The sequence below is a fragment of the Desulforapulum autotrophicum HRM2 genome (genome assembly GCF_000020365.1).
GTDB classification, from domain to species: domain Bacteria; phylum Desulfobacterota; class Desulfobacteria; order Desulfobacterales; family Desulfobacteraceae; genus Desulforapulum; species Desulforapulum autotrophicum.
The window spans coordinates 4,985,537-5,001,954 of the sequence record NC_012108.1 but is presented as its reverse complement, the minus strand read 5'-3'; the positions used below and the strand labels follow the sequence as shown (position 1 = coordinate 5,001,954).

Genomic DNA, 16,418 nt, shown 5'->3' with positions numbered 1-16,418 from the left:
TCTGCAGGGGCATTCCCCTGGATTCCGCCCACACCAACGGCCACGGCAAGTTTCCCCCACATGTACTACCTGCCTGATGCCGGAACTTGCCTTAAGAACGCCTAAGCATTCTTTTACAGGTGCTGCCAGACTGCCTGTGGTTCTCCAAAAATGAATCAGGAAGAAAATGCATGGTAATTTGATCTTGAACTACTGTTTCAGCCAGTTCTAATTTTTTGAATCTGATTAAATTTTAATAACAGGATTTAATTAAACCTTGAAGATACGACAAGATTTTAAATACAGGACGCAGATATACGAAAATTTGAATTTTCAAATTTTCGTTCTCGAAAAATCAGCTTAAGCAGCTTTATCCCATTTATACATATGGTGTAATCCACCAATTCTGGGGGAGGAAATAATTTTTGAAGATTTAAATGGTTTGTTTTGAATTTCTCGTCCGTTTGGAGAATCCCGCCCTACTGCCAATGGCATCTTTCATTGTTGTAATATTCAAAAATTTGGTTCAGAAAGTCCCTCAAATGTTCTTCGTTAAAGATGATCATTTGATTTAACATATCATTTCTAACCGAAAGGACATAGCGTTCTGCCACACCATTTTGCCAGGGACATTTGTAGCTTATCACTTTTGGCTTTATACCTATATCCTTAATGAACTGCTTTACCCGGGCTGAAAAAATTGAATCCCGGTCAAAGATCAAATACTTTGGAGCGCTGTCAAAAGGAAATGCATTTTTCAACTGCTGAACTACCCACTCTGCTGTAGGATGCTCAGTAACATTGAAATGAACGATTTTTCTCCTCGCATGATCAATAATGAAAAATACATAAAGAGTCTTGAAGCTAATGGTTGGGACGGTAAAGAAATCCATACCCATTATGTGCTCGCGATGATTTTTTAAAAACACTTTCCATTGTTGTCTTTTCCCCTTGGTCTTATCCAGGTCATCGGGTCTAATCTTTTTAAGATATCGAGATATGGTTCTTTGAGAAATCTGATTTTTAGTATAGCCAAGTTTCAAAAACTCAGAATACATTCTGGGAGCACCCCAGGTAAAGTTTTCAATTGCTATTTTTTTTATATGCTGACGGATTTCCAGTTTTATTGATGGCCTGCCAAGTCTTTTATGTTTAGCTGACTTTTTGGTCCAATATTTTCTGAAACGCCGCCTTTGCCAGTTAATAACAGTTTCGGGTTTAACGATTATCAGTGCATCCATCCATTTGGGCCAGGTCCTTTTTAATGCGACTAACAACGAACGGGTTAGATCTGTGATATTTTTTGAGTCTTCTTTCTTTGTTTGGTAAATCATTAATTGCTGCCGCAGTTCTATGGTTTCCAAAATAAGGTTATCTTTTGATTTGAACAGGATCTGAATTATTGTGAACTGAAAAGTCAACAGCCGGATAAACGCCCGATACATTATGTGCTCCTTATTTAATTTTCAGCAAGAAACATAACTGAATATCAGGTTCATTTGTGATTGACAATAAAATTTGAAAAACCTGCAATGCGCTGGTATTGTGGTATGATCCTATATTGGCAAACCACAGGACAACAACGTCCCTTTTACTCCAAACAACGAGTACCGAGCGCAAGAATGCATCTTGTCTCAATGGAAAATATAATGTACAATAGATCAATTTTTGAATATTATATTAACCATTGAGGTTTGAAAAAGATGGCAAAAAAAAGAGTGATAATCTCACCTACACTGGAAGATCTTCTATCGACGGTCGGAGAAAACATCAAACTTGCGCGCTTACGCCGCAAAATTACTGCGACCATGCTGGCAGAGCGTGCAGGTATTAGTCGTGTAACCTTAAGAAAAGTTGAGAATGGTGAAAGCAGTGTCACAATGGCTATTTATGCTAATGTTCTTTTTTGTCTCGGCCTTGAAAAGGATTTATTACGACTTGCCGGAGACGATCCTTTGGGGCGGCGCTTACAAGATGCTGAATTGACTCATACAACTGAGCGTGTCGCTAAGAGGAAGAAGTAATGGCTGTAAAACGACATATAAAAGGCCCAGCAAGAAAATCCATTCAAGTTTGCGCTCATTGGCAGGGGTTGGGAAATCCTATTCTGATGGGAACACTTTATGCCGCCCCTTCAAGAGGAAAAGAGATTTTTTCTTTTGAATACTATCCTGCTTGGCTCAAGTCTTCGCATGCACAAGTTCTTGACCCTGGTTTAATGCTATTCTCAGGCCCGCAATATGCTCGCGACGGGCATGATAATTTTGGCTTGTTTCTGGATTCTTCTCCAGATCGCTGGGGCCGTGTTTTAATGCAACGCAGAGAGGCTCAACAAGCGAGAGCAGAAGAAAGAAATGTGCGCCCACTTCTTGAGTCAGAGTATTTACTTGGCGTCTATGATGGTCATCGCATGGGGGCTCTACGCTTTCGCCTGGGAGATGATGAGCCTTTTTTAGACAATCAAGAAGATATGGCTGCACCGCCATGGACAAAATTACGGGATTTGGAATATGCCAGCTTGCAGTTAGAGCAGGATGATGCTGAAAACGACAAGGACTATATGAAGTGGCTGAAAATGCTTATTGCCCCTGGAGGGTCACTTGGTGGGGCACGCCCCAAAGCGAGTGTATTAGACGAGAATAGTCATCCATGGATTGCCAAATTCCCTTCTCTCCGCGATGAAATCAACGTTGGTAAATGGGAATACCTTGTTTGTCAATTGGCGAAAAAAGCAGGTATTGTAATGGCACATTCTGATATCCGACATTTTTCAGGAGAATATGATACCTTCCTCACAAAGCGATTTGATCGGACAGAAAAAGGTGAGCGCCTACACTTTGCCTCAGCCATGACGCTTCTTGGCAAAAAAGATGGTGATGGAGGGGATACAGGTGTCAGCTATTTGGATCTTGCAGATTTTCTTGTCCGCAATGGTGCACAAGCCAATGAGGATTTGGGACAGCTTTGGCGGCGGATCGTCTTTTATGTATGCGTATCCAATACTGATGATCATTTGCGAAATCATGGCTTTATGCTGACGGATAGAGGATGGGCACTCTCACCTGCTTATGATATCAACCCTGTTGCAACCGGTGGCGGATTAGCTCTTAATATCTCAAAAGAAGATAACAGCCAGGACCTTGATCTTGTGTTAAGCATTGCCCCTTATTTCCGTGTAGGCAAGGATCGTGCAAATGAGATCATCCAGGAAATAACCACTGTTGTAAGATCTTGGCCGAACATGGCAAAAAGACTAAGTATACCATCTCGTGAATTAAGCGTAATGAAAAGCGCTTTCCGAGTGGCAGATGAAAGCACATAATTTCATTGGCGAGTGTGATTAATGGGACGACCATAAAATTATAATATTCTGCCTGTATATGACGAAATTTCAGTATCTTGGATCAATGCCGATTTCCAACAAAAAAATGCACCGGATAAACCGGTGATTTTCGTGTTATGCGATTTAATAATATTTAAGAATAATCAATGAAAAAGACTTTAATTGTATTGGGGATAATATTAGCTGTAAGCATTGTTGCTTACTTAGTTGTAATTTTCTCTTATGTTGTCAACTTTGGTGCAACTTGGAGTTGTGAACAAGGAGACTGGGGAACATTTGGTGATTTTGTGGGTGGCACGCTTAACCCACTATTTAGCTTCATGGCATTGATTGCAATTTTAATAACCATTGTGCTACAAAGTAAAGAGCTTGAACAAACAAGAATTGAGCTTGCTCGCACGGCAGAAGCGAATGAAAAACAGTCTATTTATCTTGCGTCGCAGCAACAAAGAGATGATATCTACCGCCTAATATCTAAGCTCGCAGAAAGAATTAACAATACTTACAACAAAAACCATTTACCAAATGAGCATTCTATTTATACGGCACTGATTGGACCCTTGAACGTTAATGATAACGATGCATACTTTACTTTGACTGGTGAAATGCTAAATCCACAATCAAGTGGTTACAGCAGAGTAAAATATATTGAGTCAGACCTAAAGTCATTGGCATCTCTACTTGACGAGTACGAAGTAATTTCGTCTAAAATTTCATCCAAACCGACACCTTTACGAAGTTTCTATGTTAATGAATACTCTCATATGGTTAAGGTGTTTTGTGATGAAAAATGGTTCGATGAAGCTTTGATCGAGTACTATTCAAAATAAAGCATAACGAATAAGGTTAGATTGTGTGAGCGCAGCGAACCACAATCTGAACCGTTTGTTGGACAAGCCCGGTCACACCTTATATAGAAAATAGCTTTTTCGGAGCAAGGCCGCCTGATCAGACGGATGTGGGGCAGGACCGGTTCTTTTTTCGAAAAATTGATCTTTGAAATAAATTCATCAAATTATCGAGGCCGTTCGAACCCAAAAAGGCTGTTTTCTGCGCGCAAGTATGCGTTGCCGGGAGAACCAGTTTCCTTTCACGCTTAGTGATGTGCGGAATTTGGATTAGTCAACACCTCCTTTTCAGCTCGTTCATGCTGGTCAGGCAACCAGCGGCAGAAGAATTTGTGTTTGGATGATTTTCATCTTTGCTCCACAAATGGGACAGGTGATGGCGGGTCGTTTTTTCTGTCTGCTTGCAAGCATACGGAATGGAATGACTCGCAATATTAGCTGAAGGAGTTTAATGAGTTTCTTGCTGCAGGGATGAAGGAATCCATAACACCGGATTCTACGAAAACCCTTGGGCAGGATATGGAGCATGAGCAGATAAAGAAATTTTTCTCCGGTCACGGTCCGGGTTTTGTATTTTTTAGACTTTGCGTGCAGGTAACGGAAGGTCACCATGCCGTCTTCGCATCGCAAGATGTCCTTTTCCTGAATGACTCCCCGGTAAAGATATTTTCCAAGATAGATGATGGCCTTGTCGCCGTTGCCGACGTTTTTGCAATGAACAATCCACTTTTCGGGGCAATCCCCGGGCAGTTTCAGGCCCTGATCGACCAAGGCTTCCAGCATTTTTGCCCGGAAGACCTTTGCCAGGGCCCTTTCGTTGAAGAGGTATCCGGCCTTTTTCTTCCATAAACGGGTTAGCATGTTGATGCTTGCCGCGGGCATGACGACATGAATATGGGGATGATACTCGAGCTCTCGTGAATGCGTGTGGAGTATGGCGGTGAACCCGGCTGCTCCACCAAGTTTTTTGTCGTTCCGGGTGAAGGTTTTCAGGGTCTCCTGGACACAATCAAACATCAGGGAATAGACGATTTTCTGGTGCCTCCATGTCAAGGCCCGAAGTTGCCTGGGGAGGGTGAAGGTGGCCAGGTAGTATTCGGCCGGGAGTCGCTTGTCCAGTTGATTTTCGATCCACTGCTGGTTTTCATGGTTCTGGCAATGGGGGCAGTTTCTGTGACCACAGGAGTGGGGAATATATCTTTTTTCGCCGCAGTCATGATCTGTGCATTGTGCCAGCATGTGCGGGCCATGCTCCTGCCTGCACTGCTCCATAGCCCAGAGGGCCTTTTGGTGACTGGGTAGGATTGAATCTTTGTATTGCTCCAGAAAGCCATGCTTGAATTTGTTGATTATTGTGGAGATTAGAATCATTTGACACCTCCCCAGGTAATATCAAAGGTGTCGGTCAAGGAATTGACGGCCTGGCGGGCGTTGTTTTTAGTGACGGTCGTCAGGTGAGTATATCTGGAGGTAGTCAGGATGCTGACATGTCCCAGGATCTGCTGGAGTTCGACAAGATCTACGCCGGATTCCAGCATATGGGTGGCATAACTGTGGCGAAGCGAGTGGCATGAAATTTTTTTTTAATACCGAGTTGCGTGACCACGGCCTTCATGGCAGTCTGAATTCCGCCTCTGTCCAAGGGCGTATCTACCAGATGTGCATTTTTCAGCCCCCGCTTCCGATTGGGAAAGAGGAACTCTGAGTGTCGATGGACAGACCAGAAATTTCTCAGGGTCTGCAAGGTCTTCTCCGGCAGGGGAACCAACCTGTCCTTGTTTCCCTTGGCGTCGCGGATGTGGACCCGCATATTGACAGAATCGATATCGCCGGCCTTCAACCTGATTCCTTCTCCAAGACGCAAGCCCAGTGAATAGGCTGTGAAGAAGAAAACCCGGTAACTCAACTGTCGTGTAGCGCAGACCAGTTGTTGGAGTTGTTCTACCGAAAGAATATCCGGAATCCTGGTGGTCTTCGGTGGTTTGATCAGGGGGATGTCCTCCCAGGTCTTGCCCAGCACTCTGGTGTAAAAAAACTTCAGGCCATAAAGGTCGAGCTTGACTGCACTCCAGGAACGGTTCTCGAGCAGGTCGTTGAAGTAATCAAGGAGTTGGTCGGTGGTCAGGTTTTCGACCCGGCAGTCGAAATAGTTGCCGATCCGCCTGATCGCCCGTGAGTAGGCCTCGATGGTCTTAGGTTGCAGGCCTGCCAGTTTCAAGCATTGAAGATGCTTATGGTAATACTTGTTGAATTTTGGATCATTGGGCATGCTGGTGTCCATTGTAAACCTCCTTTTTGAAGTAACTGGTCAATGGCGGATGCGTTGGCATCGCCTTTTCCGGTATATCACTATAAGAAGGCAAAATTAAAATGTGTTGATTTTTAAAAAAGGTGGGACTTGCAGTCTCCGCGTAGCGGCTTCGTCCAACAAGCGGTCGCAGTGGATCGGGCTTCCATATTGCTCTGCCTGCTACTGAGATAGTCATTAACCCTTTGTCTGAGCATTGGAGAATGAATCAATAATGAGTAAAATATTTAAAATATTTGTTTCGTCTACATATATCGATCTTGTTAAGGAAAGAGAACAGGTCATAAAGGCGTGTCTCGAAATGGGACACATACCTGTAGGAATGGAAATGTTTAGCGCCGCAGAAGAAGAGCAATGGAAGATTATTCAAAGGCAGATTGATGAAAGTGATTATTATGTAATATTGGTGGCTCATCGATATGGCTCTACAACCGAAGAAGGAATTTCTTACACAGAGAAAGAATACGATTATGCTGCCTCAAAACGAATTCCGATTCTTGGTTTTGTAATAGATTATAGCGCTGCTTGGCAACCGAATTGGATAGATCAGGATGAAAAAAAGAAAAGATCACTTATATCTTTTAAAGAGAAAATAAAAAATAGGCTAGTTGACTTTTGGTCTGACAAAAATGAATTACATGCTAAGTTTTCTATCGCACTAATGAAAGCAATTGCAAATAATCCGCGTCCTGGCTGGGTACGAGACACTATACAATTAAATTTGCTAGAGTATGAAGGGCAAAGGGATTTTAGTAAAATTAGAGATTTTGCAGAGCAATCGTTAAATGAAATCGGCAACGATACATTACATATCTACATGACGAACTTTGACTTTAAAAAACAAGGGTCATTAAGAGATAAATGGCATAAATTTTTTATAGATAAAGGAAACAGGGTTTTTCAACACTTAATCTATTGTATTAGAAGCGCTGATGATTGTGATTTTATACTTGGTCAAATTGAAACTATTAAAGAGTTTAGGGCCAAAGAAGGTGTAAATATCAATTACGAGCTCAGGGTTATTTTCGATCATGCCCAAACCGACCTAAGCCCATTGTCTTTATTAATTTTAGATGATCAAAAAGCATTCCTGTCTCACGATACAAAAAATAATAAAAAAATGTCACTTCAATGTTATCGTAAAAAAGATGTAGAGTTTATTAAACGCCTTTGGGAATCATTTTTACATAAAGATAATACGCTTTTGTATAGCAAAGAACTTGGAATAAGAGAGGATAGCATTAAATTGTTATTGGCCAGAAAATCAGCCTACCTAATAAAGGATAACTTTAAAGAAGATGAAGTGCATAGAATTTCTTTGCTAATTAAGGATCACAATATTTTTATCTCAGAACCTATTGGTTGCTATTTAATAGGCAGTCTTACAAATATTAATAGCGTTCAAGCAAATGATATAGACCTTGTTTTTTTATTTGATGGGAAAACATGCCATCCAGAAGAAATGATAAAGATGACACACCTGCCCGGACTTGTTAAGGCGCTAAACATAAACCTCAATCTAAATGGTATACCCTATTCAAATAATAACATAGGTTACCCAACGATCGATATCTTGTGTGATTGGACTGAATATATTAAAAAGCAAGACGCAGTGTCAGTAATCGATATTGCCCTCGGAAATTATAAAATGCTTTGGGGTAATAACGACGATTATTTAGAACTTAAAAACACAGAATTAAACAATCAATTAATTAAACAACGTCTCGCAACGTCATATAACTATATAAAGAGAAACTGTTCCTCAAAAAAAGAGACGCTTATCAAAATCGCAGGGAAACAATTTCTTCAGTCTTTTTCAACCATTCAATCGTCTTGCTTTAATCCAAGTTTATATTTAAAAAACATAGAAAAAAACAGTCAAGTTTTATATTTAAAACCTGTCTTAGCATATTATTCCCCTGAAAGTTTTCTTGGTAGCGATATAATTGAGGAGATCTTGGAATGCTATAATATTTTGAGAGCCATAGAGATAGAGAGGTGTAATGTACAATGGATATAAAATTATATAAAATAAATAATAAATCTGAGTTGGCACAGTATTACTCATTAACCCATTATAAGATAGAAAAAGAATTTTTTTCTTTCACGCCACTGTGCCCTGATGATTTTGAGAATGCATTAAAAATTTATAACAAATTTATTCCTTTAATAGCAGGCGACATAAGAGACAGTTCAGGTGAACTATTGGGGTATAAAATATGGAAAAAAATTACAGATTGGCATTATCACAGCATGATTGAAATCATAAGAAAGTCCCAAAGAAGAAAGGGGTTTTCAAAAAAATTATCTGATAGCATAAAAAAAAATGTGGCCCCTAAATTAGAATACTTAACTAAAATTGTGGGTGTTGAAAATATCTTGATAGAATGTGAACCTGCAACCTTTACACCGCTCCATCACAGCTTATCGATTTCGAAAGAGGAATTGGTATTAATGGAAAATTTAAATCTTCAATGTGACTTAAGAATTATTCCAGAGCATTTTTTAACACCTGGCAGGGATGGGTTCTTAAAAACATATAAAATCATCTAACCATTGTTTCCAGGGAATTGCTTCCGCTGTGTTCCAGCAACCCATGAACCGCAAGTTCACGGCAGTCATTTTTTTTAAGAGTATTAGAGAGGAATCAAAAATTGGAAATCCGTTTTGTAACTAAAAACCCGCATAAGGCTAAGGAAGTAGAGTCCATTATAGGCGATATTGGTATTTCCATAATTCATGCTCCTCTCAAAATTCATGAAATTCAGACTGAAAACATTTATGAAATTGTCAGAGATAAGGTACTAAAGGCTTTCGAGCAAATTGGAAGGCCTGTTTTTATAGAGCATACAGGACTCTATATCAGTAGCCTTAACGGTTTTCCCGGGGGCTTAACACAATTGTTTTGGGATAAATTGGAAACAGGGGCGAGAAATCCAGCCAAAAACATCGTTTAAAAACCAGCCACAAGGTCTGGGTGACGCAAATCTGCGTATTTGATTTTAATTAAAAATCAATATTCACTTATTCCTCTGAACTCAAAGAAAAGACCTCCTGGTTGATAAAGGATGCAGAAATTGAAATTATTACAAAGATGTACACTCTGATTATAGCGCACAAATCCAGGCGTTAAATCAGGTGCTCATCCTCCAAAAGTTCTGCGCCCCTATGGCTAATTTTTACTATGATCTCTTTCGATAACTTTCTCCCTCCAGGATAAGGATTTCCGAGTTGTAAACGAGTCGGTCTGCAATCGCCGTAGCGGCGGTGGTCCCATCAAAAATGTTTCCCCATTTAGCGAAGGGCAGATTAGTCGTAATAATTGTCGACTTTTTTTCGTGCCGTGCGCTTATGACCTGGAAAAATAGATTTGATCCATCTTTGCCCAGCGGAAGATAACCAATTTCGTCTTATGACAAGTTGAATATTATGTGAAGTAAAGTACAAAAGCCCTTGCCAATCCGGGATTTATTTAAATCTAACTTCACATAATAATTAAATGATAGAGGTAGCAGTGTACCTTTTAATAAAAAGAGGAGGAAAAATGAAAAACACTGCTATTTCATTGACAGACTTAATTCGCAAATCAAAAAAGCATCTATCTCTGCTTGGTTATGCAAAAGGAACAAAAAACCATTATTGCCGTATTTGGGAACATTTCCTAAAATATGCGGACCAAAAAGGTTATAATGGACCCCATAATTTGAACCAGTTGCTAAGAGACACAACAAGTGCTAAAGCCAGGTTCAAATTTATACCGGAACAGGAGGTCCATGAGAAAGAGTTACAGCGGAAAACTTAAGGCAAAAATGGCAATTGATATGATTCGAGAACAAGAAACCGTGGCTGAATTATCATCCAGATATCAAGTTCATCGCTCAATGCTTACCAAATGGAAAAAAGAGGCAATAGAAGGGTTGCCCGAACTTCTTTCAAAGACAAAAAAGAACAAAAATGATGATGAAAATTTGATTGCAGGCTTATACATGAAGATCGGTCAACTCGAAGTAGAGAATGACTATCTAAAAAAAAAGGTTGAGGCAATTAGTAGCTGATAGAAGGCACCTGATAGATATAACCCACTCAGATATCAGCATTAACCGGCAATGTGAATTGCTGCAAGTTTCAAAAGGAGCCCTTTATTACCAACCAAGGCCAATAGATCCTTACACGCTTTTGTTAATGGATCTAATTGACAAACAGCATACAATAACCCCTTTTTATGGGAGCCGAAGGCTAGTGGCCTGGTTGAAGCAGGAAGGACATCCAGTAAATCGCAAGCGGGTTCAAGGACTGATGAAAAAGATGAGGATTGAAGCCATCTATCCCAAGCCCAAATTAACCAGGAGGAATGAAGCACATAAAGTCTATCCATATTTATTGAGGGGTGTAAACATTGCAAGAATCAATCATGTGTGGAGTACAGACATAACTTACATTCGAATTGGTAATGGTTTCGGGTACTTAACGGCGGTTATAGACTGGTTCAGCAGATATGTCTTGTCCTGGCGACTCAGTAACACCCTTGAAAACACCTTTTGTGTGGAAGTCCTGGAAGAAGCCTTAAGTATCGCTGAACCTGAGATTTTCAACACAGACCAAGGCTGCCAGTACACAGCGACAAATTTTTTGAAGGTTCTGACAGACCACAAAATCAAGGTCAGTATGGATTCAAAGGGCAGAGCACTCGATAATATTTTTGTGGAGCGCCTTTGGCGAACGGTTAAATATGAAGAGGTTTATTTAAAAAGCTACCAGAGCATGAAAGACGCACAAAGCTCATTAAAAACTTATTTGAATTTTTATAACAAAAAGAGGCTTCACCAGGCATTAGAATACAAGACCCCTGAGTCAATCTATTGTATGGTTAATGAAATGAAATAAAAGGAATTCTATCTGATTAGATTTGGGAGGCCAGCCCCCCAAGCCCCCCGGGATTTAACGCTTAAAGGACCAAAGTATGGAAAGGGCAGTGCGTGGTGTAATCTCACTGCCCCTATACTTCAGTCACCAGCTGCGGCGCTTAGGTTGCTTCCCAGCATGGCCTTATCCTCCGAGCTGGCAGGGAAAGATACCAGGGAAAAATAAAAATTTAAAGACTTCTTTTAAAATGGTCAAAGGAGGTTAAACCTCACGCATAAAAAAAGGCATTTGGGTTGGCAAATTAAATTTTAAATGTAGCTTAAAAAAAGGGAGAATCGGTCTTGACATGGGGTCCACTTTAGGTCATAAGCATTTTTCAAATGAATTAGGTGACTCATTCTTGGATGATTGTTTCGGAATTCAGCCAGGTATGAAGCTTTTGAACTCACAGGTTTTTAAAGTAAGAACGATACATGTCTTGGCTGATATGTTGGAAAACAATTGTTTTTTAAAGTGTCATCAAAAACCAGGAAAACAAGCTTCTCCACAGTTTAAAGATATTTTAGAAAACTATGGAAAGCTACAATTAGCAAAAAAAATATCAAAACGAACGCTCCAGGGTAAAAAGATTATTCTGGTTCGATTCCTAAATTTTCTTAATAAACAGGGAATTACTGGCATTGAAGCCCTTACATCAGATGAAGTTTTATCTTATCTTGATACGTTAAAAGAATACAGCTCTAACACCAGATCTGGAATTATGTACACTGTGAGAGATTTTTTATTGTTCCTTCACTTAGAAAAGCATATCAAGACCCCTTTAAATAATTTATTCCCTGTCATTTTTACCAACAAATATGAAAGACTTCCATCATATTATTTATCAGAAGAAATTCATAAAATCCTTTGCCAGATTGACAGAAATACAGTGATCGGGCGTAGAGATTATCTTATTTTGCTTTTAGCTGTCCAGTTTGGCATGCGTGCTGGCGATATCCGTCAACTTAAATTTAAAAACATAAAATTGAGTCGAAACACTGTTGAATTGGTTCAGCAAAAAACAAAAAGATTTCTGCAATTACCAGTGACAAAAGAGTTGAAATACGCTTTAGCCGACTATCTGAAAAATAGTCGACCAAACGTGGATGACCCACATATTTTTATTAAAAGTAGGTCTGTCCATCCGAAAAATTAGATCCGGACAGAATTATAGTTATATTTGAAACAAGAACAGGTCACAAATCTAAAATCCAAGGGAATTCAAAAACGTGATTTGATAATTCCCCAAAAAATATCGCTCTTTGAAAGAATGATCAAGAAATGACGCTGAGTTTTGGTCAAAATCTAAGATCAGTAAATCAGCTCAAGTTGGATATGCTGTAACCAAAATCTTCTTATGCGGCTTTCTGCCAATCATATCGATGATGAAGACCGCCAACACGTGGCAAAGCAATCACCTTTCTGATTTCTGGCTTTTCCTGGACAGGCCTTCCTCTTGGTGAATCTTTATCCAGACCAAGATGCGTACGATCCATATGATAATACTTGAAATATTCGGAAAGCATACGCCTCTGTTAGCGGCGGCGTGAAAATGTCATAAAATGCCCGGTTTGAAAATGTATGTTTAAAAACGGCCGGCGGATCCCTTTTTTTGGGTCTGCCGGCCATAAGATTTATTCAGTTTTTTCTTTTCGCATTCTGTAACTTGCTCCTTCGATGACCACCGCCTCGGTATGATGCAGTAATCTATCGAGCAAAGCAGAGGTAAGTGTGCTGTCATTGTTGAAGATAGCAGGCCAGTCCTGAAACACACGATTTGTGGTAATAATGATCGATCCTTGTTCATATCGTTGACTGATAACCTGGAACAGTAGGTCTGCACCGGTTTTATCGATAGGCAGGTACCCCAGTTCGTCTATCAAAAGCAAAGAGGGTTTGAGGTATTTTTTTCAACTCCTGCTTCAACTGACCTGCATGCTGTGCTGCCACAAGATTATTCACAGCATCGATGGCAGATGTGAACAACACATTCTGATTTTTGAGACAGGCCTGGTATCCAAGTGCTATAGAAATATGGGATTTCCCCACCCCGACGGGCCCAATGAGGATAACATTGCTTTTTTCTTCGATGAACTTCAGGCGGAATAGGTTTTCAATCTGAACCCTGTTGATTTTTTTTGGCCATGACCAGTTGAACTGATCCATTGTTTTTACAACCGGGAACCGGGCCAGGCGGATTCGACGTAGAACAGCCTTGTCCTTTCGCAGCCCAGCCTCCTGTTTGATCAATTCTGATAAAAAATGGACATGGGTCCATTGTTTTTGAGCGGCTGCTGTTGCCGCAGTTTCATAATTTTCCCTGATATAGGGAAGCTTCAGATACGCCAGGTGCATCTCAAACTCATTCATGGTCACCTCCTGTTTTGTATACGGACAGATCCGGTGGATCAATGGTCAAGTTCAACAGATCACTGCTTCTGGTGACATGTAGTGCACCGGGTTCATGGGTCAGACGGGACCGCTGTTCCAGGATATTGGTGATGTATTCACTTGAAAAGGCATCGAATTTAATGGCATCTTCAATGGCCAGGGCGACCTGTTCTTTGGAATAGATCTCACTGAGGGCAACAATTTTGCGAATATGATGGAAGGGGGTCAACCGCCGCTGGCCCAACTGTTGATAATATTCTGAAGCCTTGTCAGACAGGGATAAAAAACGCATATAAATAGCCTGGTCTGCTGCTTTTTTCCTTTGTTCCAGCAGTACTTTGGAATGATCTGGGTTCTGGATATCCTTTTTCCTGTCATAACTTCTGGCATGCCGGGCCACCAGGGTACTATCATGGTAGATGCCCAGGTGATCCGGATATTTTCTCAAGGTGAGTCTGACACCGGCCAGTTGGGCAGGGACCGTGTATCGGTTGTCGTCAAGGCTGACCCTGTACTGAACAGATGCACGTACCTGGCTGGTCTGACCAATATCGTAAGGTGAGACCGGCAAACCTCGAAGATAGGGCTTTTCATCTGCAAACATATCTATGGGACGCTTGCCGGTTTCTTTATGAATTCTGACATTGGCCACCGTATCCAGCCATTGTTTCGCCAGCGGTTCCAATACGCTGAAGTCCGGTATATCCAGGCCGCTCAATAAATTTTTTTTGACATACCCTACCGCGTTTTCCACCCGGCCTTTTTCATTGCCCTTGCCCACGTTGCAGGCCACAATTTTAAATCCATAATGACTGGCAAAATCAAGATAACCCGGGTTGAACACCGGACTGGTTCCGAGGGGTCTCTTCAACACAGCGGATTTGAGATTATCCACCATTATTTTTTCGGGAACCAAACCAAAAAAACGGAACGCATTCTGATGACATCCCAAAAAATGCTCCATGGTCTGGGATAAGGTAAATTCAAGATACATCAACCGGCAGTAACACAGCACCATGACAAAAAAGCTCAACCTGCGAAAGGTGGACCCTACACGGACCGAACCATATGATCCCCAGTCTACCTGGGCGCATTCACCCGGTGCAAACACCAGTTTCAAAAAGGGTTTTACTTTGGGTGGACGGATTTTCCTGACATAATCCTCCACAATGGTGATACCACCTTCAAACCCGTCTTCCCTGATACGTTGAAAGATCTGCTTGGCGCTGTACGGATGGGTTTCCAGCAACCGGATGATCTGGTCTTTGAACGGATCCAGCTTGCTTGTTTTGAATGCAGTTTTCCTGGGATGATACTTTTTTTCATTAGCCCAGAATGCCACGGTCCGCTGATCCAGGCCCAGTTTGACGGCCACCTGGCTGTATCTCAGATGATCTCGGGTGTAATAATTTCTGATCTGCACATACGTTTCATAATCAATCATCGGCCACCTCCTGCCGCACCGGCCAACACTTCTGCCAGGCTCATCATCTGACCCGAACCCCGGGGAATAACACGGGGTTCCAGACTGAGTACCTGGTATATCGGCTCCTGCCAGGCGATCAAGTTGTTTTTTATCAAATGATAAGATGCAAATACTCTAACGCTTTTTATCTGCCCTGTTTTTATAAAAAAGGCCTCAATAACATTTATAATCAGCTACTTGCATAGCATTGGCCCTAATCGTGTTTTCGCAAAATACTCTAACGCTTCAAATAAACATCATTTTTTACAGTAGGTTAATGCTATTTTATAGCAGTGTTGCACGGAATGTGTATTTCAAAAATCAGTCAATGAAGTTTGAGAAGTTGTAAACAAAAATAGACCATTCGCTAAAAAAGCGTAATGGTCTATCCTGATTTAATTATCTTGTCCGAGGTATCTAATCTGGACGATCTAAAGTTTTAGAACAGCAAAATCAGTCCTTTCTGGCCTCACATTATTTCTTGGTGAAATTTTTCCATGTGCCTTATGTTCGTTATTGAGGAGGAAGATCAGAGAGAAATTCCAAGGCAAGATTGATGTCAACAAAGGTGTATTTCAACTCCTTTGCTCTGTCCCTGCAGTCTGTACAAATTTCTCTGAATTTTCTCATATCGCCTTTGGTCGTCATATAAATCTGTTCAATGGCCTCCTGTTCAATATCCTTGTACTCGACAATGAAATCTTCTACCACAATCGGGTATAGAATAAGCGTTTTCAAGCGGCTGAGGATGTCTGGATGCTCGCGGGTTAAAAAGGTCCTCACCTTTGGTAATCCTGCAAATACAATGGGAACACCGGCATCGATAACCCTTTTGAGGTAGGGCCAGACCCGGGGATCAAGATCGTTTGCCTCGTCGATTAAAATAAAGCAGTTGGACAGACTGCATATCATTTCCAAATATTGAGGGGTTCGCCGGTAGGTGGCGATTGTGTCGTAATTTAGCTTCTTTAAAATCGATGCCAGGGTTTCATGTATGTTGAACAGTGACTCCACCCAGACGGCATGAAGTTTTTTCGGTTGCAGCAATTTCAAGAAACGGGTTTTACCCACGCCATAATCACCCTCGATCAAGACGCTCTGCCTACGATAGATTCGGTTATATGTGGCCCCCAGATAAGAAATGCGGCGTTTGTCATTTATAAAATCTTCTTTTCGTTTCAT

Annotated in this window: 21 protein-coding genes; 10 read left to right on the top strand and 11 right to left on the bottom strand. The window is 41.0% G+C overall.

Going from position 1 to position 16,418, the window contains the following annotated elements; translation table 11 throughout:
- Positions 1–458 precede the first annotated feature (458 nt).
- On the bottom strand, positions 459–1,424 hold the full coding sequence (locus tag HRM2_RS21945) for a DDE-type integrase/transposase/recombinase (protein ID WP_015906227.1): 966 nt from the start codon (positions 1,422–1,424) through the stop codon (positions 459–461).
- A gap of 258 nt (positions 1,425–1,682) precedes the next feature.
- Between HRM2_RS21945 and HRM2_RS21940 the strand changes: the two genes are divergently transcribed.
- The 3 genes from HRM2_RS21940 (at position 1,683) to HRM2_RS21930 (ending at position 4,152) form a co-directional block, all read left to right on the top strand.
- Positions 1,683–2,003, top strand: coding sequence for a helix-turn-helix domain-containing protein (locus HRM2_RS21940; RefSeq protein ID WP_015906226.1), 321 nt, complete (start codon positions 1,683–1,685; stop codon positions 2,001–2,003).
- Positions 2,003–3,301, top strand: a complete 1,299-nt coding sequence (locus HRM2_RS21935) for a type II toxin-antitoxin system HipA family toxin (protein WP_015906225.1) — start codon at positions 2,003–2,005, stop codon at positions 3,299–3,301. Before HRM2_RS21940 ends, HRM2_RS21935 begins: the two co-directional genes overlap by 1 nt.
- Before the next feature lie 167 nt (positions 3,302–3,468).
- Positions 3,469–4,152: a hypothetical protein gene (locus HRM2_RS21930; RefSeq protein WP_015906224.1), complete on the top strand. Its 684-nt coding sequence runs from the start codon at positions 3,469–3,471 to the stop codon at positions 4,150–4,152.
- 324 nt (positions 4,153–4,476) lie between these two features.
- Here the strand turns inward: HRM2_RS21930 and HRM2_RS21925 are convergent, their stop codons facing one another.
- From HRM2_RS21925 to HRM2_RS28140, 3 genes are read right to left on the bottom strand one after another with little or no spacing between them, the layout of a single operon-like run.
- Positions 4,477–5,541 carry an IS91 family transposase gene (locus HRM2_RS21925; RefSeq protein ID WP_012662389.1) on the bottom strand — a complete coding sequence of 355 codons (1,065 nt, stop codon included), beginning with the start codon at positions 5,539–5,541 and terminating at the stop codon, positions 4,477–4,479.
- Complete coding sequence (locus HRM2_RS28145; RefSeq protein ID WP_012662388.1) at positions 5,538–5,708, bottom strand: tyrosine-type recombinase/integrase; 171 nt, start codon at positions 5,706–5,708, stop codon at positions 5,538–5,540. The genes HRM2_RS21925 and HRM2_RS28145 overlap by 4 nt, the downstream gene beginning before the upstream one ends.
- On the bottom strand, positions 5,690–6,451 hold the full coding sequence (locus HRM2_RS28140; RefSeq protein ID WP_012662387.1) for a tyrosine-type recombinase/integrase: 762 nt from the start codon (positions 6,449–6,451) through the stop codon (positions 5,690–5,692). Before HRM2_RS28140 ends, HRM2_RS28145 begins: the two co-directional genes overlap by 19 nt.
- Positions 6,452–6,692: 241 nt before the next feature.
- Between HRM2_RS28140 and HRM2_RS25615 the strand changes: the two genes are divergently transcribed.
- From HRM2_RS25615 to HRM2_RS21905, 3 genes are all read left to right on the top strand, one after another.
- Positions 6,693–8,498: a DUF4062 domain-containing protein gene (locus HRM2_RS25615; protein ID WP_049770494.1), complete on the top strand. Its 1,806-nt coding sequence runs from the start codon at positions 6,693–6,695 to the stop codon at positions 8,496–8,498.
- Entirely contained in the window at positions 8,489–9,031 is a 543-nt protein-coding gene (locus HRM2_RS21910; protein ID WP_015906222.1) for a hypothetical protein, read from the top strand. Before HRM2_RS25615 ends, HRM2_RS21910 begins: the two co-directional genes overlap by 10 nt.
- Before the next feature lie 101 nt (positions 9,032–9,132).
- Positions 9,133–9,435, top strand: coding sequence for a non-canonical purine NTP pyrophosphatase (locus HRM2_RS21905; RefSeq protein WP_015906221.1), 303 nt, complete (start codon positions 9,133–9,135; stop codon positions 9,433–9,435).
- Positions 9,436–9,660: 225 nt separating this feature from the next.
- Here HRM2_RS21905 and HRM2_RS26275 read toward each other — a convergent pair whose 3' ends face one another.
- On the bottom strand, positions 9,661–9,882 hold the full coding sequence (locus HRM2_RS26275) for an ATP-binding protein (RefSeq protein WP_269719630.1): 222 nt from the start codon (positions 9,880–9,882) through the stop codon (positions 9,661–9,663).
- A gap of 140 nt (positions 9,883–10,022) precedes the next feature.
- Here HRM2_RS26275 and HRM2_RS27235 point away from each other — a divergent pair, with 140 nt between their 5' ends.
- From HRM2_RS27235 to HRM2_RS21890, 4 genes are all read left to right on the top strand, one after another.
- Positions 10,023–10,280 (top strand): hypothetical protein, encoded by a 258-nt coding sequence (locus HRM2_RS27235; RefSeq protein ID WP_015906220.1) that lies wholly within the window; start codon positions 10,023–10,025, stop codon positions 10,278–10,280.
- Positions 10,252–10,533, top strand: coding sequence for a transposase (locus tag HRM2_RS21900; protein WP_015903890.1), 282 nt, complete (start codon positions 10,252–10,254; stop codon positions 10,531–10,533). The genes HRM2_RS27235 and HRM2_RS21900 overlap by 29 nt, the downstream gene beginning before the upstream one ends.
- Positions 10,514–11,362 carry an IS3 family transposase gene (locus HRM2_RS21895; protein ID WP_015906218.1) on the top strand — a complete coding sequence of 283 codons (849 nt, stop codon included), beginning with the start codon at positions 10,514–10,516 and terminating at the stop codon, positions 11,360–11,362. Before HRM2_RS21900 ends, HRM2_RS21895 begins: the two co-directional genes overlap by 20 nt.
- 325 nt (positions 11,363–11,687) lie before the next feature.
- Positions 11,688–12,536, top strand: coding sequence for a tyrosine-type recombinase/integrase (locus tag HRM2_RS21890; protein WP_015906217.1), 849 nt, complete (start codon positions 11,688–11,690; stop codon positions 12,534–12,536).
- A 199-nt stretch (positions 12,537–12,735) separates the two neighbouring features.
- Here HRM2_RS21890 and HRM2_RS27910 read toward each other — a convergent pair whose 3' ends face one another.
- From HRM2_RS27910 to HRM2_RS21875, 6 genes are all read right to left on the bottom strand, one after another.
- On the bottom strand, positions 12,736–12,906 hold the full coding sequence (locus HRM2_RS27910; RefSeq protein ID WP_232364119.1) for a hypothetical protein: 171 nt from the start codon (positions 12,904–12,906) through the stop codon (positions 12,736–12,738).
- Positions 12,907–13,014: 108 nt separating this feature from the next.
- Complete coding sequence (locus HRM2_RS28135) at positions 13,015–13,263, bottom strand: ATP-binding protein (protein ID WP_269719596.1); 249 nt, start codon at positions 13,261–13,263, stop codon at positions 13,015–13,017.
- Positions 13,229–13,750 (bottom strand): ATP-binding protein, encoded by a 522-nt coding sequence (locus HRM2_RS21885; protein WP_015906215.1) that lies wholly within the window; start codon positions 13,748–13,750, stop codon positions 13,229–13,231. Before HRM2_RS21885 ends, HRM2_RS28135 begins: the two co-directional genes overlap by 35 nt.
- Positions 13,743–15,215: an IS21 family transposase gene (istA, locus tag HRM2_RS21880; RefSeq protein ID WP_015906214.1), complete on the bottom strand. Its 1,473-nt coding sequence runs from the start codon at positions 15,213–15,215 to the stop codon at positions 13,743–13,745. Before istA ends, HRM2_RS21885 begins: the two co-directional genes overlap by 8 nt.
- The gene (locus tag HRM2_RS27905) at positions 15,212–15,352 is read right to left on the bottom strand and encodes a hypothetical protein (RefSeq protein WP_232364118.1); all 141 of its coding nucleotides are present in this window, start codon (positions 15,350–15,352) and stop codon (positions 15,212–15,214) included. The genes istA and HRM2_RS27905 overlap by 4 nt, the downstream gene beginning before the upstream one ends.
- Before the next feature lie 397 nt (positions 15,353–15,749).
- Positions 15,750–16,418, bottom strand: coding sequence for an ATP-binding protein (locus tag HRM2_RS21875; protein ID WP_041273016.1), 669 nt, complete (start codon positions 16,416–16,418; stop codon positions 15,750–15,752).